The organism is Paracoccus sp. TD-10, from assembly GCF_048270675.1.
In the GTDB taxonomy this organism is placed as follows: Bacteria; Pseudomonadota; Alphaproteobacteria; order Rhodobacterales; family Rhodobacteraceae; genus Paracoccus; species Paracoccus pantotrophus.
Genome location: NZ_CP182419.1, coordinates 1 through 18155, shown reverse-complemented (window position 1 = coordinate 18155; position 18155 = coordinate 1). Strand labels below are relative to the sequence as shown.

The following is an 18155-nucleotide window of genomic DNA, read 5'->3' as shown; positions in this document are numbered from 1 at the left end:
GTGGTTCCTCCCAATGAGCAGATGATGGGCCTGCCGCCCCCTCGCGGCAGGCCGGTCCTTCAGTGGATGAGCGAGCCGCCGTTCACGTCGACCTCGGTTCCGGTGCAATAGGACGCCAGATCCGAGGCCAGAAACAGGCAGCAGCCCGCGACATCGCGCGCCTCGCCGGCGCGGCCCATCGGGATGCCGGCAAGGATGCCGTCCATCATCTCGGGCGTCAGCTTGCCGGCGGTGATGTCGGTGGCGATGAAGCCGGGGCAGACCGCGTTCACGCGGATGTTCTGCGGCGCCAGTTCGCGCGCCATGGCCTTGGTCAGGCCCAGCACGCCGGCCTTGGCCGCCGAGTAATGCGGCCCGCCGAAGATGCCGCCGCCACGCTGCGCCGAGACCGAGGACAGGTTGACGATGCTGCCCGCCTTCCGTTCGCGCATGGCGGGAATGACCGCCTGGCTCATGTAGAGCGTGCCGCGCAGGTTCACGTCCAGAACCGCGTCATAGTTTCCGGGCGCGATATCCATCACCTTCAGCGGCTGCGTGATGCCGGCATTGTTGACCAGCACGTCGATGCGGCCCCAGCGTTGCAGCAACGCGTCCGCCGCGCGTCTGCAGGCGTCGAGGTCGGTCACGTCGCAGGCCAGCCCGACATGGCCTTCGCCCAGATCCGCTGCAGCCGCCCTGGCCTGATCGGCATCGAGGTCCAGAATGGCGACGGTGGCGCCATGTTCGGCAAAGAGTTGTGCCGTGGCCTTGCCCAGGCCGCGTGGCGAAGCCGCGCCCGTCACCACCGCGAATTTTCCTTCCAGCAGGCCCATGGCCTTCTCCTCCTGATTGATTCCGTGATTGAGTGACAGGCAGGCTTACAGCCAGCCCTTGATGCGTTCGGCGATCTTGCCGACCGTCAGGCCGTACATCTCGTGCAGGGTCGGCAGGGCGCCGGCCTCCAGGAACTGGTCCGGCAGGCCGATCATGCGGAAGGCCGGCGTGACGCCATTGCGCAGCAACGTGGTGGCGACGGCCTCGCCCAGGCCGCCGACGACGGTGTGGTTCTCGGCCGTGACCACCAGCCGCCCGCCCTTGCGGGCCTCGACCAGGATCGTCTCGGTATCCAGCGGCTTGATCGTCGGCACATGCAGCACCGCCGCATCGACCCCATCGCGGGCCAGCGCCTCGGCGGCATCCAGCGCGCGCATGGTCATGAACCCGGTCGAGACGATCAGCACGTCCTTGCCTTCGCGGATCACCTGCGCCTTGCCCAACTGGAACCTGTAGTCCGGCTTGTGGCGGGTCAGCACCGAGGGCACCTTGCCGCGCGGCAGCCGGCTGTAGACCGGGCCGTCATGGGCGGCGATCTGCGGCACCATGCCGATGATGTCGTCGGCGTCGCAGGGATCGATGACGGTCATGTTCGGCAACCCGCGGAAGATCGCCAGATCCTCGGTCGCCTGGTGGCTGGGGCCGTAGCCGGTGGTCAGGCCCGGCAGGGCGCAGACGATCTTGACCGGCAGGTTCTCCTCGGCGATGGCCATGGCGATGAAGTCATAGGCGCGGCGGCTGGCAAAGACCGCATAGGTCGTCGCAAAGGGGTTGAAGCCCTCGCGCGCCAACCCGGCGGCGGCCGACATCAGCAGCTGCTCGGCCATGCCCATCTGGTAGAAACGGTCGGGCATCGCCTGCGCGAAGATGTGCAGGTCGGTATATTTGGCCAGGTCGGCGGACAGGCCGACGATCCTGTCGTCCCGCTTCGCCGCCTCGACCAGCGCATGGCCGAAGGGTGCCGCCACGGTGTCATAGCCCTCGGCCGCCAGCGAGGCGATCATCGCCGTGGTCGCCACGCGCGGCCCCTCGGGCAGCTTGCGCGGTTCGTATTTGCGCTTCATGGATGCCAGCGTCATTGCGGTTTCCCCTCTTCCAGAACGGCCAGGGCCTTGGCCCATTCATCGGCTTCGACGCGAACGAAATGCGTGATCTCGCGCTTCTCCAGGAAATCGACGCCCTTGCACATTGTGGTGTCGAAGATGATCACGCGGGGGCCGGGGTGGTCGGTGGACCGCGCCGCATCGAAGGCGGCGACCACGGCATCCAGATCGTTGCCGTCGACCCGTTGCGCGTGCCAGCCGAAGGTTTCCCATTTGGCACGCTCGTCGCCCTGGGCCAGCGCGGCGGTCGATTTTCCGTCGGCCTGCTGGTCGTTGAAATCGACAAGGCAGATCAGGTTGTCCAGCCTATGCTGGACGCCGGACATCACCGCCTCCCAGGTCGATCCCTCGCCCAGCTCGCCATCCGACATCAGGTTGTAGACGAAGGCCGAACTGTTCTTGCGCTTCAGCCCCATCGCCATGCCGACGGCGATGCCGAGGCCATGGCCCAGGGAACCGCCGGTGATCTCCATCCCCGGCGTATAGGAGGCCATGCCCGACATCGGCATGCGGGAATCGTCCATGCCGTAGGTTTCAAGCTCTTCCTCGGGCAGGATGCCGGCTTCCATCAGCACGGCGTAAAGCGCGATGGCGTAATGCCCGATCGACAGCAGGAAGCGGTCGCGGCCTTCCCATTCCGGATCCTTCGGATCGTATTTCAACGCGTGGAAATAGGATGCGGCCAGCACATCGGCCACGCCGAGCGCCTGGCCGATATAGCCCTGTCTCTGCACCTCGCCCATCAGCAGGGCCTTGCGACGAATATTCCATGCCCGCAGCGCCAACGAAACGTTGGACGCCGCAGAAGCGCGGCTGGCAACTGTCATGAGTTCCTCCCATCGGCTCGTGCCGTGGAAGAAACCTAGCAATGCGCCCTATCCCGAGTCTTGTATGGATTATTGATAGATTGTTAAGCTGTACTTAAGGTATCCCGCTTGGCTTTGGGCTTTCACTTCCCGCCCGGCGTGCCGTCGAACTTCTTCTCCAGCTTTTTCCAGACCTCGATATAGTCCTTCTGCATCGGGGCCTCGCGGGCGGCGAATTCGGTCAGGTGCTGGGGAAAGCGGGTCTCGAACATGAAGGACATGGTGTCGTCCAGCTTCTCGGGCTTCAGTTCCGCGTTGGAGGCCCCCTCGAAGGCGTCGCGATCCGGGCCGTGCGGCAGCATGCAATTGTGCAGGCTGATGCCGCCCGGCGCGAAGCCCTGCGGCTTGGCGTCATAGATGCCGTGGATATTGCCCATCAGCTCGGACATGATGTTCTTGTGATACCAGGGCGGGCGGAAGCTGTGTTCGGCCACCTGCCAGCGTTCCCGGAACAGCACGAAGTCGATATTCGCCGTCCCCTCCTGCCCCGAGGGCGCGGTCAGCACGGTGAAGATCGACGGGTCGGGATGGTCGAACAGCACCGCACCCACCGGCGCATAGGTCCGCAGGTCGTATTTGCAGGGGCAGTAATTGCCGTGCCAGGCCACCACGTCCAGCGGGCTGTGGTCGATCCAGGTCTCGTGGAACCGGCCGCACCACTTGATGACCGCATGGCGGCTGCTGGCGCATCTGGCCCATTGCGGCGCGGTCAGCGTGCGCGCATCCATGCCCGTGTGCACCTGGACAAGTCGGTACTCAGCCGCGTCGCGGCTGCAAGAGGCGGGATGGGTGCGCAAATCGGGAAACGCGGCCGACCGCCGCCCGGTCGTGCTGGAGCTGGCGCCCGAGGGCCGGGCGCTGATGGCGCGGCTCGGGCGCATCGCCCAGGCCTTCCGGGCCAAGCTGTTGGCCGGACTGGGGCCGGAGGCCGGCGTCCTGGACCGGCTCCTGTCGCGGCTGGCCGGCACGGAAACCGGCACGCCCTAGCCTGTAGCGCCAAGGCCCGGAACGCCCCGCAGGGACGGCCTGGCGCGGGGCGCTTGCCGGTCAATAGGGCGCGGGTGCCGCTTCCGGCGGTGCATAGGGGGCGGGCGCGGCCCCATAGGGGGCCGGTTGCCCCATCTGCACCTGGCTGTTGGCCGCCTGTTCGCTCAGCAACTGCCCCGCGGTCTGCATGTCGCGCCCCGCGCCCTGCATCGTTTCGCAACCCGCGACTGCCATTCCGGCCAGGCAAAGGCCGACCGTGATCATCCGACGCATCCTTGTTCCTTTCTTCTTTCCTGCTCGTTGCCGGCAAAGCCTAGCTTGCTCGACAGGCCGCTCAAGCCGGAGCCGGGCCTGCCGGCGACCGATCGGCAAGGAATGTCTTGAAATCGGCGACCCCGCCGGCGGATCCCGGCCGATTTCGTCCCGTGCAGGGGATGGCCGCTTTGCCGCGGCGGTCGCGGCACCGTGACAACTTGACGCAAGTCATATCGGGCGCGGCGCGACCGGGGCAGAAGGAAGACGGTCAAGAGGGGAAAATCCATGGTTCCAGATATGCGCAAGACCATGCTGCTGATGCGCCGCAAGGCCCTTCTTGCCGATCTTGCCTGCATCGGGGATGCGCTGCGGGTTGCCCCGGCCCCCGATTCGCGCAGGGCGGGCGGCGCGCAAGAGAATATCTTGCAGGCGCTCGGCAAGGTTCAGCGCATCGAGGTGGCGCGTATCGAGGCAGCCCTGCGCCGCATGGAAAGCGGCGATTACGGGATTTGCACCGGCTGCGGAACCACCATTGCGCCGGCGCGGCTGGACCTGCTGCCTGACACGCCGGTTTGCGGGGATTGCGCCAGCGCCGCCTGAGGCGGTTCACATGCCCGCCTGGGCTTCCTGGCTTTCCCGGCTGATCGCCTGCCCGGCGCTTTGCAGGTCGCGCCCGGCGCCCTGCACCGTCTGGCAGGCGGCCAGGGCCAGCAGCGCAAGCAGGGGCGAAACGTGAATAATTTTACGCATATTCAATCTCCTGCGGGTTTTCCCTTGGGATCAACGCCTGCCCTTGGCCGCGGTTCCCCGCCCATTAAGGGTTTCTTAACCGGTGGCCGCTAGACAGGTGCCATGCGTGTGATTCTGCTTCTTGTGCTGTTCCTTTCCGCCTGTGCCTCGCCCGCACCGCAGTTTTTCGGTGCCCAGCGGCATGACATCACGCTGGAGGGCATCCGCTTTGCCGTCTTCCACGACGCCAGCCAGGCAGAGGTGATCCGCCTGGGATATCTTGGCCGGGATGCGCGGGCGGCGGTGCCGGAGCTGATGGTGATCGCCGCCGAGCGGACGACCGGATGCCAGGCGGTTCCGAACAGCCTGCGCAGCCGCATCCCCGGCGATACCGGCGAGGCGCGGCTGTCGCTGCGCTGTCCCGGCGGCTGAGATTCGCGCGGCGGCCGGTCAGTCCAGGAATGCCGCCACCGCCTCGGCGACCTCGGCCGGGCGGTCCGCATGCAGCCAATGCCCCGCGCCGGGAATGAGGCGGATCTCGGCCTGGGGGAAATATTCGCGGATCGCCTCGAGCTGCGGCGCGCGGCAGTAATCCGAATCTTCGCCCGCCAGGAACAGCGCGGGACCGGTGAAACCGCCCCTGGGCGCCACCGGCCAGCCGACCAGTTGGGGCATCTGGTCCCGCAGCGCCGGCAGGTTGAACTTCCAGCGCGGCGGATCGGCCTTCAAGTCCAGCGATTGCAGCAGAAATGCCCGCACGCCCGGATCGGCGACATGCCGGGCCAACCGCGCATCGGCCTCGGAGCGCAGGCGAAGCCCGGCAAGGTCCACCGCCTCCATGGCGTCGATCAGCCCGCTCTGGCTGTGGCCATAGGCGAAGGGGGCGATGTCCATGACGACAAGGCGGCGCACCAGGTCGGGCTGCGTCAGCGCCAGCATCATCGCGGCCTTGCCGCCCATCGAATGCCCCAGCACATCCGCCCGCCCGCCCTGCGCCGCGATCACCTGGGCCAGGTCGCCGGCCAGCGCGGCATAGCCATGGTCGGGGTCGTGGAAACTGTCGCCATGGTTGCGCATGTCGACCGAGATCACCCGCCGGCTTTCGCCCAGGCGTCGCGCAAGACCGCCGAGATTGCGCCCCGATCCGAACAGCCCATGCGCCAGCAGCACCGGCGGCCGATCCGAATCCATTCCAGTCATGGTCATGTTCAGCATCATGCGCGCACCCTAGCGGCACTGGCGAAGCGGCGCCAGAGGCGCTAGCCTTGGCGAAAACGGGATGGGGGCGATGGGCATCGAAAGCATCCGGCCGATGGCGGACGAGGTGGCCAGCCTGATGGCGGCGCGGTTCGGCGGTCTCAGGCGCGGCCAGCAGGCCGATCTGGAAAGCATGCTGCGCAAGCGCGGCGCCGCGCTGCCGCGGCGGCTGCGGCGCGAGGCGCGCATCCTGGCCGAGGCCGATCGCAAGGCCGGCCAGCCCAAGCTGGCGCGCCAGGTGGATTTCGCGCGGCTGGAGCATGCGCATAAGGCGCTGACGGCCTATCTGCGGCCGCTGGGCCAGGGGATGCGGCTGCGGGGCGGGGCGGCCAGCATCGCGGCAAGCGTGCTGTTCGGCCTGTTGCTGCTGGGTGCCGTCGCCATTTGGATCATGATGCGGCGCGGGCTGATCTGAAGGCCGCCACAGGGATGCGCCGTGCGGGAGCCAGCTGTTGCCGGCATTCCGGAAAAGCGCGGCTGCCGGCTCCGTCGTGATATGGGCCCGGCATCGCAGCAGCCTCCATACCCGCGCCGGGCCGACGGGTTGCTTGGCGGCTGGAGCGGCGCAGCGGTCAAGCGCGCCGGAAGCGACCCCAGGCAGGGAATGCGGCCATCATGGAGCCGCACCAGCGACGGCCGGGGGCGCCGGAATATCCAGCGCCGGAATATCGGCGCCGCGGGTCATGCGATGCGGCCTTGCTCCGACCTGCACCTGTTCCCCGCGACAAGCCCGGAGCAGAGCCGCAACGGCTGGTCCCGTGCGCATCAAGACCCCGCCCGCAACGTCGGGCAGGGCGCTGGGCGGGGCGGGTCCGGGTGAACCCGCCCCGCGCCGGGATCACATGCCGTTATAAAGCGGGAAACGGGCGCAAAGCGCCTCGACCTCGGCCTTGACGCGGGCCTCCACCTCGGCATTGCCTTCCTCGCCATTGGCGGCCAGGCCGTCGACGACCTCGACGATCCAGCGGGCGATCTGGCGGAACTCCTCTTCCTTGAAGCCGCGGGTGGTGCCGGCGGGTGCGCCGAGCCGGATGCCCGAGGTCACGAAGGGCTTTTCCGGGTCAAAGGGCACGCCGTTCTTGTTGCAGGTGATATGGGCGCGACCCAGCGCCGCCTCGGTCGCCTTGCCGGTCACGCCTTTCGGGCGCAGGTCGGCCAGGCACAGGTGGTTGTCGGTGCCGCCCGAGACGATGTCGATGCCGCCCTTCATCAGCTCGTCCGCCATGGCGCGGGCATTGGCGACGACCTGCGCGGCATAGTCCTTGAACTCGGGGCGCAGCGCCTCGCCGAAGGCCACGGCCTTGGCGGCGATGACATGCATCAGCGGGCCGCCCTGCAGGCCGGGGAACACCGCCGAGTTGATCTTCTTGGCGATCTCGGCATCGTTGGTCAGCACCATGCCGCCGCGCGGGCCGCGCAGCGATTTATGCGTGGTGGTGGTCACGACATGGGCATGCGGCAGCGGCGAGGGATGCTGGCCGCCGGCCACCAGGCCCGCGATATGGGCCATGTCGACCATCAGCCAGGCCCCGACCTCGTCGGCGATCTTGCGGAACTCGGCCCAGTCCCAGACGCGCGAATAGGCGGTGCCGCCGGCCAGGATCAGCTTGGGCTTGTGTTCATGCGCCGACTTGCGGATCTCGTCCATGTCCAGCAGCTGGTCCTGCTGGCGCACGCCGTAGCTGACGACGTTGAACCACTTGCCCGACATGTTGACCGGCGAGCCATGCGTCAGGTGCCCGCCCGAATTGAGGTCCAGCCCCATGAAGGTGTCGCCCGGCTGCAACAGCGCCAGGAACACCGCCTGGTTCATCTGGCTGCCCGAGTTCGGCTGGACGTTGGCATAGGCGCAATCGAACAGTTCCTTGGCGCGTTCGATCGCCAGGGTCTCGACGATGTCGACATATTGGCAGCCGCCGTAATAGCGCTTGCCCGGATAGCCCTCGGCATATTTGTTGGTCAGCACCGAGCCCTGCGCTTCCAGCACGGCCTTGGAGACGATGTTTTCCGAGGCGATGAGCTCGATCTCGTCGCGCTGGCGGCCGAGTTCCTTGCGGATGGCGCCGAAGATGTCGGGGTCGCGGCTGTCCAGCGTCTCGGTGAAGAATCCGGTATCGGTCATCTGGTCCTCATGCAAAAAGCGGCTCGCCGGCCTTCTAGCGCCTTTCGCCGCGCCCCGCTAGGACGGATGCGACGCCTTGATGGTAGATATCCCATGCGTCGCCGGGACTTGCTTCCGCCCGGCGGCTGGCCATGATGGCCGCATGAAGATGCATTTCATCGCCTCCAGTACCGAAACCGCCGTGACCGCGGCCGAGACGCTGTCGGCGCGCTACGGCCATGTGCCGATCCGCGAGGCCGAGGTGATCGTGGCGCTGGGCGGCGACGGGCTGATGCTGTCGGTCATGCACCAGAACCGCGGCCTGCCGGTCTATGGCATGAACCGGGGCACGGTGGGCTTTCTGATGAATGCCTATTGCGAGGACGATCTGCCCGGCCGCATCCGCGCCGCCGAGGAAACCGTGGTCAACCCCTTGGCCATGACCGCCGGCACCACCGACGGGCACGAGCATTGCGCGCTGGCGATCAACGAGGTCAGCATGCTGCGCGCCGGCCCGCAGGCGGCGCGGCTGCGCATCAGCGTGAACGGCCGGGTGCGCATGGAGGAGCTGATCTGCGACGGCGCGCTGCTCTCCACCCCCGCCGGCTCGACCGCCTACAATTATTCGGCGAACGGGCCGATCCTGCCGCTCGGTTCGGATGTGCTGGCGCTGACCGCCATCGCGCCCTTCCGGCCGCGGCGCTGGCGCGGCGCCATCCTGCCCAAGTCGGCGACGGTGCGCATCGACGTGCTCGACCCCGACAAGCGCCCGGTGATGGCCGATGCCGATTCGCGCGGCGTCGACTCGGTGCTCTGGGTCGAGATCCGTTCCGAGAACACCATCCGGCACCGGCTGCTTTTCGATCCCGGCCACGGGCTCGAGGAACGGCTGATCCGCGAACAATTCGTCTGAGGCCGGATTCCGTTTGAGCCGCGATTCCATTTGAGACTGCGCGCGCCGCGCGCTAAAGCGCGGGGCATGATGAACCGTCCCGATCTTCCGCCCGAAATCGCCCGCCGCCGCACCTTTGCGATCATCTCGCACCCGGACGCGGGCAAGACCACGCTGACCGAGAAGTTCCTGCTGTTCGGCGGCGCGATCCAGATGGCCGGCCAGGTCCGCGCCAAGGGCGAGGCGCGGCGCACCCGCTCGGACTTCATGAAGATGGAGCAGGACCGGGGGATCTCGGTTTCCGCCTCGGCCATGAGCTTCGATTTCGGGCCCTATCGCTTCAACCTGGTGGACACGCCCGGCCACAGCGATTTCTCCGAGGATACCTATCGCACGCTGACGGCGGTGGACGCCGCGATCATGGTCATCGACGGCGCCAAGGGCGTCGAAAGCCAGACCCGCAAGCTGTTCGAGGTCTGCCGGCTGCGCGACCTGCCGATCCTGACCTTCTGCAACAAGATGGACCGCGAAAGCCGCGACACCTTCGAGATCATCGACGAGATCCAGGAAAACCTGGCCATCGACGTGGCGCCGGTCAGCTGGCCCATCGGCATGGGCCGCGACTTCATCGGCGCCTATGATCTCTTGCACGACCGGCTGGAGATCATGGACCGCGCCGACCGCAACAAGGTGGCCGAGTCGATCCAGATTTCCGGCCTGGACGACCCGAAGCTGGCCGATCACGTCCCCGCCGAACTGCTGGAGAAGCTGCGCGAAGAGCTGGAGATGGCGCGCGAACTCTTGCCCGCCTTCGACCGCAAGTCCTTTCTGGAAGGGCACATGACGCCGATCTGGTTCGGCTCGGCCATTAACAGCTTCGGCGTCAAGGAGCTGATGACCGGCATCGGCGAGTTCGGCCCGCAGCCGCAGCCGCAGAACGCCGCCGAGCGCCAGATCGCGCCCGAGGAAAAGCCGGTGACCGGCTTCGTCTTCAAGGTGCAGGCCAACATGGATCCCAAGCATCGCGACCGTGTGGCCTTCGTCCGCCTGGCCTCGGGGCATTTCGAGCGGGGGATGAAGCTTCTGCACGTGCGCTCGAAAAAGCCGATGGCGGTATCGAACCCGGTGCTGTTCCTGGCCGCCGATCGCGAACTGGCCGAGGAGGCCTGGGCCGGCGACATCATCGGCATCCCCAACCACGGCCAGTTGCGCATCGGCGATGCGCTGACCGAGGGCGAGGCGCTGCGCTTCACCGGCATCCCGAGCTTTGCGCCGGAACTGCTGCAGACCGTGCGCGCGGGCGATCCGATGAAAGCCAAGCATCTGGAAAAGGCGCTGATGCAATTCGCCGAGGAGGGCGCGGCCAAGGTGTTCAAGCCGATGATCGGCTCGGGCTTCATCGTCGGCGTGGTGGGCGCGCTGCAATTCGAGGTGCTGGCGAGCCGGATCGAGCTGGAATACGGCCTGCCGGTGCGCTTCGAATCCTCGCAATTCACCAGCGCCCGCTGGGTGTCCGGGCCCAAGGATAAGGTCGAGACCTTTGCCAATGCCAACAAGGGCCACATGGCGCAGGACCACGACGGCGACCTGGTTTACCTGACCCGCCTGCAATGGGACATCGACCGCGTCGGGCGCGACCACCCCGAATTGAAGCTGACGGCGACGAAGGAAATGATGGTGTAAGCCTTTATCGCCAAAGATTGGTGACGGTCCAGAAAGAGCCCTGGCCTTCTCGATAGGCATCTTGTCGAGTTCCGGCACTTACGTCGCAGCTTGCATGTCGCGCCAACCCGCTATTATGTCTGCTTTGTTTAATCAGTGAGGTCGTTTCATGTATCGCAATCGCTTGCTTGCCGCCTTTACGCTGACCCTGATGCTGGCGGCTTGCGGTGAAGCCCCCAGCGTTGCGCCGCCGTCGGCGGCTGCAAGGCTCGACACCAGGATCATGAGCCTTGCCGCCCAACGCTTCGATCAGTTCTGCATCGCTAGCATTGGCGGCAAGCCGGATGGGGTGGACCTCGCCAATGTCTATTACAAGGCGAGCCCGATTCCACCGCTCGGCGCGCTCAAGGTCAGCCTGGACCGGAATGCCGAGGACATCGGCGTACAATTCGACACGCGCCGCAATGGCTGCATGGTCACGTCGTCGCAAGGTAAGGCGCCGAACGGTAAGGCCGAGCTGAGGGCGCTTGCCGAGGCTTACGCTGCCCGGAACGGCGGCACGGTCCAGGCGCATTCCGATTCGGTAATCACCGTCAAGACGCCCGCGCGTTCGGCAAGGTTCCAGTTCTGGGATGCCAGGGACGGCCTGTCCTTTCTGGTCGAATCGTAAGGCGGCTCCGGGCGCAGGCCCGCGGCATGCCGGTGGAGCCAATGACCGCGACCATGCGGCGCACAGCCGCGCCGCATGGCATGGCCGACCTTACCCCACCGTCACGTCCATCGTCACCTCGGCATTCAGCACCCTGCTGACCGGGCAGCCCTTTTCGGCCTTGCGGGCGCATTCTTCGATCACCGCCCTGTCGCCGTCGCCCCAGATCCGGGTGTTCAGATGCGCTGTCTTGATGGCGAAGCCGTCGCCCTCCTTGGCCAGCCCGATCTCGGAGGTCGTCTCGATCCGCACATTGCCGATCCCCGCCTCTTGCAGGATCGCCGACAGAGCCATGCTGAAACAGGCCGCATGGGCCGCGCCGATCAGTTCCTCGGGGTTGGTGCCGGGCAGGCCCTCGAAGCGGGTGTTGAAGCCATAGGGCTGGCTGCTCAGCGCCCCGGACTTGGTGGACAGCACCCCCTTGCCGTCCTTGAGCCCGCCTTCCCATTTCGCCGAACCGGAATTCACGATCATCGCCGTTCTCCTTTTCTGCCGTGACCTGCTGGCCGAACGCGCGATCCCTTGCGCGGGTTCAATCGCAAGCCCGCCGCCCGACGAAGGACGGGAACAGAAAGCGCCGGCCGGCGCGCAGCCGGCCGGACAGGCCCCGCGCTCAGCCCAGCAGGCGCTGCGCCTCCTGGATGGCGAAGCGGTCGGTCATGCCGGCGACGTAATCCAAGACCACCCGCGCGCGCCCGGTCTCGTCCCCGGCGGCCTCGGCGGCCTCGAACCAGTTCTGCGGCATTTTCGACGGATCGGCCAGGAACAGCGGGAACAGCCCGTTCAGCATCTCGGTCACGCGCCGGCGCTCGACCACCACCGAGGGGGCGCGATACATGCGCTGGAACAGGAACAGCTTGATCGCCTTGAGATTCTGGTAAAGCGGCTTGGAAAAGCGGATGATCGGCCCCTCCATGCCGCGAATGTCGTCGACGCCTTGCGGTTGCAGGCCGGCCAGGCGGTTCTGCGCGACCGCGATCACATCCTCGACCATCACGCCGAAGACGCGGCGCAGCGCCTCGTGTCGGCGCCGCATCGGTTCCAGTCCGGGATGCAGCGCATCGACCTCGGCAAAGGCCTCGCCGACCACCGGCAGCTGTGCCAGATCCGCCTCGGTGAACAGCCCCGCGCGCAGACCGTCATGCAGGTCGTGGTGGTTGTAGGCCACGTCGTCGGCCACCGCGGCCACCTGCGCCTCGGCGCTGGCATTGGTATGCAGCTCCAGATCCCATTCTGCATTCACCTCGGCCAGCGCATAGGGCAGCTCGCCCGTCACCGGCCCGTTGTGCTTGGCGATGCCCTCCAGGCTTTCCCAGGTCAGGTTCAGCCCGTCGAAATCGGCATAATGCCGTTCCAGCCGGGTCACGATGCGCAGCGCCTGGGCATTGTGGTCGAAGCCGCCATAGGGCGCCATCAGCGCCGCCAGCGCATCTTCGCCGGTATGGCCGAAGGGCGGGTGGCCCAGGTCATGCGCCAGCGCCACAGTCTCGGCCAGGTCGGTGTTCAGCCCCAGCGCGCCGGCGATGGTGCGGGCGACCTGCGCCACCTCGATCGTATGGGTCAGGCGGGTGCGGTAGTAATCCCCCTCGTGCTCGACAAAGACCTGGGTCTTGTGCTTCAGCCGACGGAAGGCGCTGGAATGGATGATGCGGTCGCGGTCGCGCTGCCAGGGGCTGCGAAAGGTGGACATGCGCTCGGGCCAGCGGCGGCCGCGGCTGTCTTCGGGCTGGCAGGCATAGGGTGCCATCATCTTGTCGCTTCCTTGCGGGGCTTCGCGGCGAACCCTATATTCCATGCCGGACGACGGAAACGGGAACGCCCCATGAACACAGGTCTGAACCTGCCCCCCAGGGTCACCGAACGCGCGTTTGCGCGCCTGGCCGAAATCAACGAGGGCGGCCCTGCCCGGCCCCTGCGGGTCGCGGTCGCGGGCGGCGGCTGCTCGGGGTTCCAGTATGACATCCGCCTGGACGAGGCGGCCGAGGACGACCTGGTGCTCAGCGGTGCCGGCCAGCGCGTCGTGGTTGATCCGGTCTCGCTGCCTTTCCTGGCCGGCGCCACCATCGATTTCGCCGACGAGCTGATCGGCGCCCGCTTCACCATCGACAACCCCAATGCCAGCTCGTCCTGCGGCTGCGGCACCTCGTTTTCGATCTGACCGCGGGTTTTCGATCCGGTCTGGCGCGGGCGCGCAGGGCCGGCTAGTCTCGCGCGCATGAAGATCGCGACATTCAACATCAACGGCGTCCGCGCCCGTATCGAGACCCTGACCGGCTGGCTCGCCGACGCCCAGCCCGATGTCGTGGTCCTGCAAGAGATCAAGACCCAGGACGAGGGCTTCCCGCGCGAACCCATCGCCGACTTGGGCTACAATATCGAAACCCACGGGCAAAAGGGCTTCAACGGCGTCGCCATCCTGTCCAAGCTGCCGCTGGAGGATGTCAGCCGCGGCCTGCCGGGCGACGAGACGGACGAGCAGACCCGCTATATCGAGGCGACTGTGGTCGGCCATCGCGCGCTGCGCATCGCCGGGCTCTATTTGCCGAACGGCAACCCGCAGCCGGGGCCGAAATTCGACTACAAGCTGGCCTGGATGGAGCGGCTGCGCGCGCGGGGCAAGGCGCTGCTGGCGACCGAGATGCCGGCGGTGATGCTGGGCGATTACAACGTCATCCCCGAACCCCGCGACGCCGCTTTCCCGGAAAAATGGCTGGACGATGCGCTGTTCCAGCCCGAAAGCCGCGCCGCGTTGCGCCGCATCCTCTTTGACGGCTGGGCCGATGCGGTGCGTCTGCGCCATCCGGGCAGCACGCGCGGTCCCTTCACCTTCTGGGACTACCAGGCGGGCGCCTGGCAAAGGGACAACGGCATCCGCATCGACCATGTGCTGCTGTCGCCGCAAGCCGCCGACCTGCTGATCGACGTCGGCATCGACCGCGACGAACGCGCCAAGGACAAGCCCAGCGACCATGTCCCGGTCTGGATCGATCTCGACGCCTGATGCGCTTCACCGTTTGACAAATACCCAAAAGAACCTCGGCGACCCCTCGGCGGCCGGGACGGAGAGCCCGTTCTCGCGCCTGGCTGTCCATCGCGCCGGGGCAGCCGGGCCGGCAGATTGAGGGCCGTCCGCATGGGGTCCGGCCCCTCACATGCCGTCCCCGATCAGCAGCGACATGTCGCCCTCGCGCGCGACCGCAAGGGTCTGTGCCCGGCCGCGCAGCGCCTCGAACAGCTCCGGCCCGGTCCCGGTCAGCCAGGCTTGCGCATCGAGAGCGCAGATCTCGTCGTAAAGTGCTGCGCGGCGGTCGGCATCCAGATGCGCCGCGACTTCGTCCAGCAGCAGCACCGGGCTTTCACCCTCCAGCGCGCGGGCATTGGCCAGGATCAGCGACAGCAGCAGCGCCTTTTGCTCGCCGGTCGAGGATAGCGCGGCGGGCATGGCCTGCGGCCCCCAATGCGCGCCCAGATCGGCGCGATGCGGGCCGTTCAGCGTGCGGCCGGCCGCCATGTCGCGGTTGCGCCCCTCGGCCAGGCGGGCGGCGATGCTCGGTGCGTCGGGGTCGTCGGCCGCGCCTTCGCCCGGCAGCAGGGCCAGGCTGGCCGAGGGAAAGGTGGTCCCGGCCCCATCCTGCGCCGCCATGATCCGGGCGATGGCCTCCAGCCGGTTGCGCGTCAGCGCCGCGCCCGCCTCGGCCATCTGCGTCTCCAGCGCGCGATACCAGCCGGCGTCGCGCACCTCGTCGCGCAGCAGCCGGTTGCGCTCGCGCATGGCCTTGTCATAGGCCAGCGCATCCTCGGCATGGCCCGGCGCGAAGCTGAGCGTGATCCGGTCCAGGAAACGCCGCCGCTGTTCGGGCGCATCGGTCCACAGCCGGTCCATGGCGGGGGTCAGCCAGATCACCCGCATCAGCCGGCCAAGCGCCAGCTGGGTCGCGGGCTTGTCGTCGATCACCACCTCGCGCGGCTGGCCGGGCAGGGCGCGGGTCGCGACCTCCTGTTCGCCGATCCGGGCGCGGATCTGCCAGCCGACATCCGGCCCCTTGCGGGCCTGGTCGCCGGGCGCGGCGCCGCGCATGCCCCGCCCGGGCGAGAGCATCGAGATGGCTTCCAGGATATTGGTCTTGCCCGCCCCGTTCGGGCCATGGATGGCGACGGGGCGGCGGTCGGCCTCGATCTCCAGCCTGGCCCAGCTGCGGAACTGGGTCAGGTGCAGCCGGGTCAGCGTCACACGCGCATCGGCATGACGACATAGACCGCGCTGGTGTCGCCGCCCTCGCGGATCAGCGCCGCGTCGCCCGAGCCGTTGAACAGGAACACCGCGTTCTCGCGCTCGATCTGGCTGGCGATCTCGTGCAGGTATTTGGCGTTGAAGCCGATCTCCAGCGGCTCGTCGGCATAGGCGACCGGCAGTTCCTCGTCCGCCGCGCCGGCGTCGGGGGCATTCACCGACAGCACCAGCCGGTCCTCGTCCAGGGACAGCTTGACGGCGCGCGAACGTTCGCTGCTGACGGTGGCCACCCGGTCCACCGCCTTGGCGAAATCGCCGGCATCGACTTCCAGCTTGCGCGCGTTGCCTGCGGGGATCACGCGGGAATAATCCGGGAAGGTGCCGTCGATCACCTTCGAGGTCAGCGTGATGGTGGGCGTGGCGAAGCGCACCTTGGTCTCGCTGACCGAGACGGCGATCTCGGCCTCGTCGTCGTCCAGCAGCTTGCGCAGCTCGGCCACGGTCTTGCGCGGCACGATCACCCCCGGCATGTCCTCGGCGCCCATGGGCAGCGGCGCGTCGATCCGGGCCAGCCGGTGGCCGTCGGTCGCGACGCAGCGCAGGCTGGGCCCGTCCTCGGCCTGCGCGACATGCATGTAGACGCCGTTCAGGTAATAGCGGGTCTCCTCGTTCGAGATGGCGAATTTCGACTTGTCGAACAGCCGGCGCAGAACCGCCGCGGGGGCCGAGAAATTCGCGCTGTATTCCGACGAGGACATGACCGGGAAATCCTCGCGCGGCAGCGTCGCCAGGCTGAAGTTCGACCGTCCCGCCTGCACCGAAAGCCGTCCCGAGGCGGCATCCAGGCTAAGCTGCACCAGCGCGCCGTCCGGCAGCTTGCGGGCGATGTCGTTGAGCATCCCGGCCGAGACGGTGGTGGCGCCGGGCCGCTCGACCTGCGCCGCGGCGCGGTCCACGATCTCGGTATCCAGGTCGGTGGCGCGGAAGCTGACGCCTTCGGGCGTGGCTTCGATCAGCACATTGGCCAGGATCGGAATGGTGTTGCGGCGTTCGACGACGGACTGGGCCTGGGAAACGGCCTTCACCAGATCGGCACGTTCGATCGAAAATTTCATGGTCAACCCTTATGTCGTTCTGGCCTCTCCCGCACCCGGCGACGCGGGGCGCCAATGTGGCACAATCCCGCGCAAGGTCAAGCGGATGCGTTCACGCCTCCAGCAGGCGGCGCAGCAGGTCGATATCCTCGGCCAGGCTGCGGTCGGCGCTGCGCAGCTCCTCGATCTTCTTCACGCCATGCATGATGGTGGTATGGTCGCGCCCGCCGAAGCGGCGCCCGATCTCGGGCAGGCTGCGCGAGGTCATCTGCTTGGACAGGTACATGGCGATCTGCCGCGGCCGGGCAACGGTGCGCACCCGCTTGGGCCCGATCATGTCGGCCAGGCGGATGTTGTAATGCTCGGCAACCTTGCGCTGGATCTCCTCGATCGAGACCTTGCGGTCGTTGGCGCGCAGAATGTCGGCCAGGCATTCCTGGGTCATGTCCAGCGTGATCTCGCGCCCCATCAGGCTGGCAAAGGCGAAAAGCCGCTGCAGCGCGCCCTCCAGTACCCGGACGTTCGAGGTGATGCGATGGGCCAGGAATTCCAGCACGCCCGGCGCGATCTGCAAGCCGGGATACTGGGCGCGGAAACTGTCGGTCTTGCTTTGCAGGATGCCCAGGCGCAGCTCGTAATCGGTCGGGTGCAGATCCACGACCAGGCCGCATTGCAGGCGCGACTTGATGCGCTCCTCCATGTCCTTGATCTCGCCCGGCGCGCGGTCGGCCGAGATGACGATCTGCTTGCCCTGGTCCACCAGGGTGTTGAAGGTGTGGAAGAATTCCTCCTGCGTGGAATCCTTGCCGGCGATGAACTGCACGTCGTCGACCATCAGCACCGAAACGGTGCGGAACAGTTCCTTGAAATCCATCACCGTGCGGTCGCGCAGCGCCTGGACAAAGCGATACATGAACTGCTCGGCCGACAGGTAAAGCACCCGCGCCTCGGGCTGGCGGATCTGGATCTCGCGGGCGATGGCATGCATCAGGTGGGTCTTGCCCAGGCCGACGCCGCCGTAAAGGAAAAGCGGGTTGAAGGTGACGGGACCGCCCTCGGCCACGCGGCGGGCGGCGGCATGGGCCAGCTCGTTGGGCTTGCCGACGACGAAGTTCTCGAAGGTGAAGCGGCTGTCGAGCGGCGCGGCCAGCTCCTCCTCGCCGGCGGGACGGGGGGCGGGGCGCTTGACGGCGGGGGCCGCAACCTGGCGGGCGGTCTGGCTGCGGGTCTCGAAGCTCAGGCGCTGCACGGGGCCGCCCATGCGGTCCAGAACCTTCAGGATGTCGTCGCTGTAATGGCGCGAGACCCAGTCGGACAGGAAACGGGTCGGGCAGGCGATGGTGGCGGTGCCGTCCTCGACGCCGGTCAGGCGCAGGGGCTCGATCCAGGTCGAGAAACTGTCGGCTCCGACGATCTTCTGAAGTTCTTCACGCGCCTGCCCCCAAAGTCTGTCCAT

Annotated in this window: 21 protein-coding genes and 1 pseudogene; 9 read left to right on the top strand and 13 right to left on the bottom strand. The window is 67.3% G+C overall.

The window, feature by feature from the left end:
- Positions 1–59 precede the first annotated feature (59 nt).
- The 4 genes and pseudogenes from ACNKFW_RS10985 to ACNKFW_RS10970 form a co-directional block, all read right to left on the bottom strand.
- A complete protein-coding gene (locus ACNKFW_RS10985) occupies positions 60–812 on the bottom strand; it encodes an SDR family NAD(P)-dependent oxidoreductase (protein ID WP_147428691.1) in 753 nt (250 codons plus the stop codon).
- A 45-nt stretch (positions 813–857) separates the two neighbouring features.
- Positions 858–1892 carry a transketolase family protein gene (locus ACNKFW_RS10980; RefSeq protein WP_147428692.1) on the bottom strand — a complete coding sequence of 345 codons (1035 nt, stop codon included), beginning with the start codon at positions 1890–1892 and terminating at the stop codon, positions 858–860.
- Positions 1889–2743 (bottom strand): transketolase, encoded by an 855-nt coding sequence (locus ACNKFW_RS10975; protein WP_147428693.1) that lies wholly within the window; start codon positions 2741–2743, stop codon positions 1889–1891. The genes ACNKFW_RS10980 and ACNKFW_RS10975 overlap by 4 nt, the downstream gene beginning before the upstream one ends.
- Positions 2744–2865: 122 nt before the next feature.
- Positions 2866–3450: pseudogene (locus ACNKFW_RS10970) on the bottom strand (homogentisate 1,2-dioxygenase domain-containing protein); the annotation flags it as partial.
- Between the two features lie 121 nt (positions 3451–3571).
- Here ACNKFW_RS10970 and ACNKFW_RS10965 point away from each other — a divergent pair.
- The gene (locus ACNKFW_RS10965; RefSeq protein ID WP_208852036.1) at positions 3572–3769 is read left to right on the top strand and encodes a MarR family winged helix-turn-helix transcriptional regulator; all 198 of its coding nucleotides are present in this window, start codon (positions 3572–3574) and stop codon (positions 3767–3769) included.
- Positions 3770–3829: 60 nt separating this feature from the next.
- Here ACNKFW_RS10965 and ACNKFW_RS10960 read toward each other — a convergent pair whose 3' ends face one another.
- On the bottom strand, positions 3830–4042 hold the full coding sequence (locus ACNKFW_RS10960; RefSeq protein WP_024843453.1) for an entericidin A/B family lipoprotein: 213 nt from the start codon (positions 4040–4042) through the stop codon (positions 3830–3832).
- A 267-nt stretch (positions 4043–4309) separates the two neighbouring features.
- On the opposite strand from ACNKFW_RS10960, the gene ACNKFW_RS10955 reads away from it, so the two are divergent.
- Positions 4310–4624 (top strand): TraR/DksA family transcriptional regulator, encoded by a 315-nt coding sequence (locus ACNKFW_RS10955; protein WP_024843454.1) that lies wholly within the window; start codon positions 4310–4312, stop codon positions 4622–4624.
- 6 nt (positions 4625–4630) lie between these two features.
- Here the strand turns inward: ACNKFW_RS10955 and ACNKFW_RS10950 are convergent, their stop codons facing one another.
- Positions 4631–4774 (bottom strand): entericidin A/B family lipoprotein, encoded by a 144-nt coding sequence (locus ACNKFW_RS10950; protein ID WP_024843455.1) that lies wholly within the window; start codon positions 4772–4774, stop codon positions 4631–4633.
- A gap of 108 nt (positions 4775–4882) precedes the next feature.
- On the opposite strand from ACNKFW_RS10950, the gene ACNKFW_RS10945 reads away from it, so the two are divergent.
- The gene (locus tag ACNKFW_RS10945) at positions 4883–5185 is read left to right on the top strand and encodes a hypothetical protein (protein WP_374328306.1); all 303 of its coding nucleotides are present in this window, start codon (positions 4883–4885) and stop codon (positions 5183–5185) included.
- Between the two features lie 18 nt (positions 5186–5203).
- Here ACNKFW_RS10945 and ACNKFW_RS10940 read toward each other — a convergent pair whose 3' ends face one another.
- Entirely contained in the window at positions 5204–5968 is a 765-nt protein-coding gene (locus ACNKFW_RS10940; RefSeq protein WP_167521724.1) for an alpha/beta fold hydrolase, read from the bottom strand.
- A gap of 73 nt (positions 5969–6041) precedes the next feature.
- Between ACNKFW_RS10940 and ACNKFW_RS10935 the strand changes: the two genes are divergently transcribed.
- Complete coding sequence (locus tag ACNKFW_RS10935) at positions 6042–6425, top strand: hypothetical protein (RefSeq protein ID WP_024843458.1); 384 nt, start codon at positions 6042–6044, stop codon at positions 6423–6425.
- Positions 6426–6848: 423 nt separating this feature from the next.
- Here ACNKFW_RS10935 and glyA read toward each other — a convergent pair whose 3' ends face one another.
- Entirely contained in the window at positions 6849–8132 is a 1284-nt protein-coding gene (gene glyA / locus ACNKFW_RS10930) for a serine hydroxymethyltransferase (RefSeq protein ID WP_024843459.1), read from the bottom strand.
- 142 nt (positions 8133–8274) lie between these two features.
- Here glyA and ACNKFW_RS10925 point away from each other — a divergent pair, with 142 nt between their 5' ends.
- From ACNKFW_RS10925 to ACNKFW_RS10915, 3 genes are all read left to right on the top strand, one after another.
- Positions 8275–9024, top strand: a complete 750-nt coding sequence (locus ACNKFW_RS10925; protein ID WP_024843460.1) for an NAD kinase — start codon at positions 8275–8277, stop codon at positions 9022–9024.
- Positions 9025–9090: 66 nt separating this feature from the next.
- Positions 9091–10686: a peptide chain release factor 3 gene (locus ACNKFW_RS10920; RefSeq protein WP_147428695.1), complete on the top strand. Its 1596-nt coding sequence runs from the start codon at positions 9091–9093 to the stop codon at positions 10684–10686.
- A gap of 148 nt (positions 10687–10834) precedes the next feature.
- Positions 10835–11335 carry a hypothetical protein gene (locus tag ACNKFW_RS10915; protein ID WP_147428696.1) on the top strand — a complete coding sequence of 167 codons (501 nt, stop codon included), beginning with the start codon at positions 10835–10837 and terminating at the stop codon, positions 11333–11335.
- A gap of 90 nt (positions 11336–11425) precedes the next feature.
- On the opposite strand, the gene ACNKFW_RS10910 is transcribed toward ACNKFW_RS10915, so the two are convergent.
- The gene (locus ACNKFW_RS10910) at positions 11426–11848 is read right to left on the bottom strand and encodes an OsmC family protein (RefSeq protein ID WP_024843463.1); all 423 of its coding nucleotides are present in this window, start codon (positions 11846–11848) and stop codon (positions 11426–11428) included.
- A 139-nt stretch (positions 11849–11987) separates the two neighbouring features.
- On the bottom strand, positions 11988–13124 hold the full coding sequence (locus ACNKFW_RS10905; RefSeq protein WP_024843464.1) for a deoxyguanosinetriphosphate triphosphohydrolase: 1137 nt from the start codon (positions 13122–13124) through the stop codon (positions 11988–11990).
- Between the two features lie 72 nt (positions 13125–13196).
- On the opposite strand from ACNKFW_RS10905, the gene ACNKFW_RS10900 reads away from it, so the two are divergent.
- Positions 13197–13532: a HesB/IscA family protein gene (locus tag ACNKFW_RS10900; RefSeq protein ID WP_177209337.1), complete on the top strand. Its 336-nt coding sequence runs from the start codon at positions 13197–13199 to the stop codon at positions 13530–13532.
- Positions 13533–13589: 57 nt separating this feature from the next.
- Positions 13590–14375, top strand: a complete 786-nt coding sequence (gene xth, locus ACNKFW_RS10895; protein ID WP_418025170.1) for an exodeoxyribonuclease III — start codon at positions 13590–13592, stop codon at positions 14373–14375.
- Positions 14376–14522: 147 nt separating this feature from the next.
- Here xth and recF read toward each other — a convergent pair whose 3' ends face one another.
- The 3 genes from recF to dnaA all read right to left on the bottom strand — a co-directional run bounded on the left by recF (position 14523) and on the right by dnaA (position 18155).
- Positions 14523–15605 (bottom strand): DNA replication/repair protein RecF, encoded by a 1083-nt coding sequence (gene recF / locus ACNKFW_RS10890; protein ID WP_147428698.1) that lies wholly within the window; start codon positions 15603–15605, stop codon positions 14523–14525.
- Positions 15602–16720, bottom strand: coding sequence for a DNA polymerase III subunit beta (gene dnaN / locus ACNKFW_RS10885; RefSeq protein ID WP_024843468.1), 1119 nt, complete (start codon positions 16718–16720; stop codon positions 15602–15604). The genes recF and dnaN overlap by 4 nt, the downstream gene beginning before the upstream one ends.
- Before the next feature lie 91 nt (positions 16721–16811).
- Positions 16812–18155, bottom strand: a complete 1344-nt coding sequence (gene dnaA, locus ACNKFW_RS10880; RefSeq protein ID WP_028710616.1) for a chromosomal replication initiator protein DnaA — start codon at positions 18153–18155, stop codon at positions 16812–16814.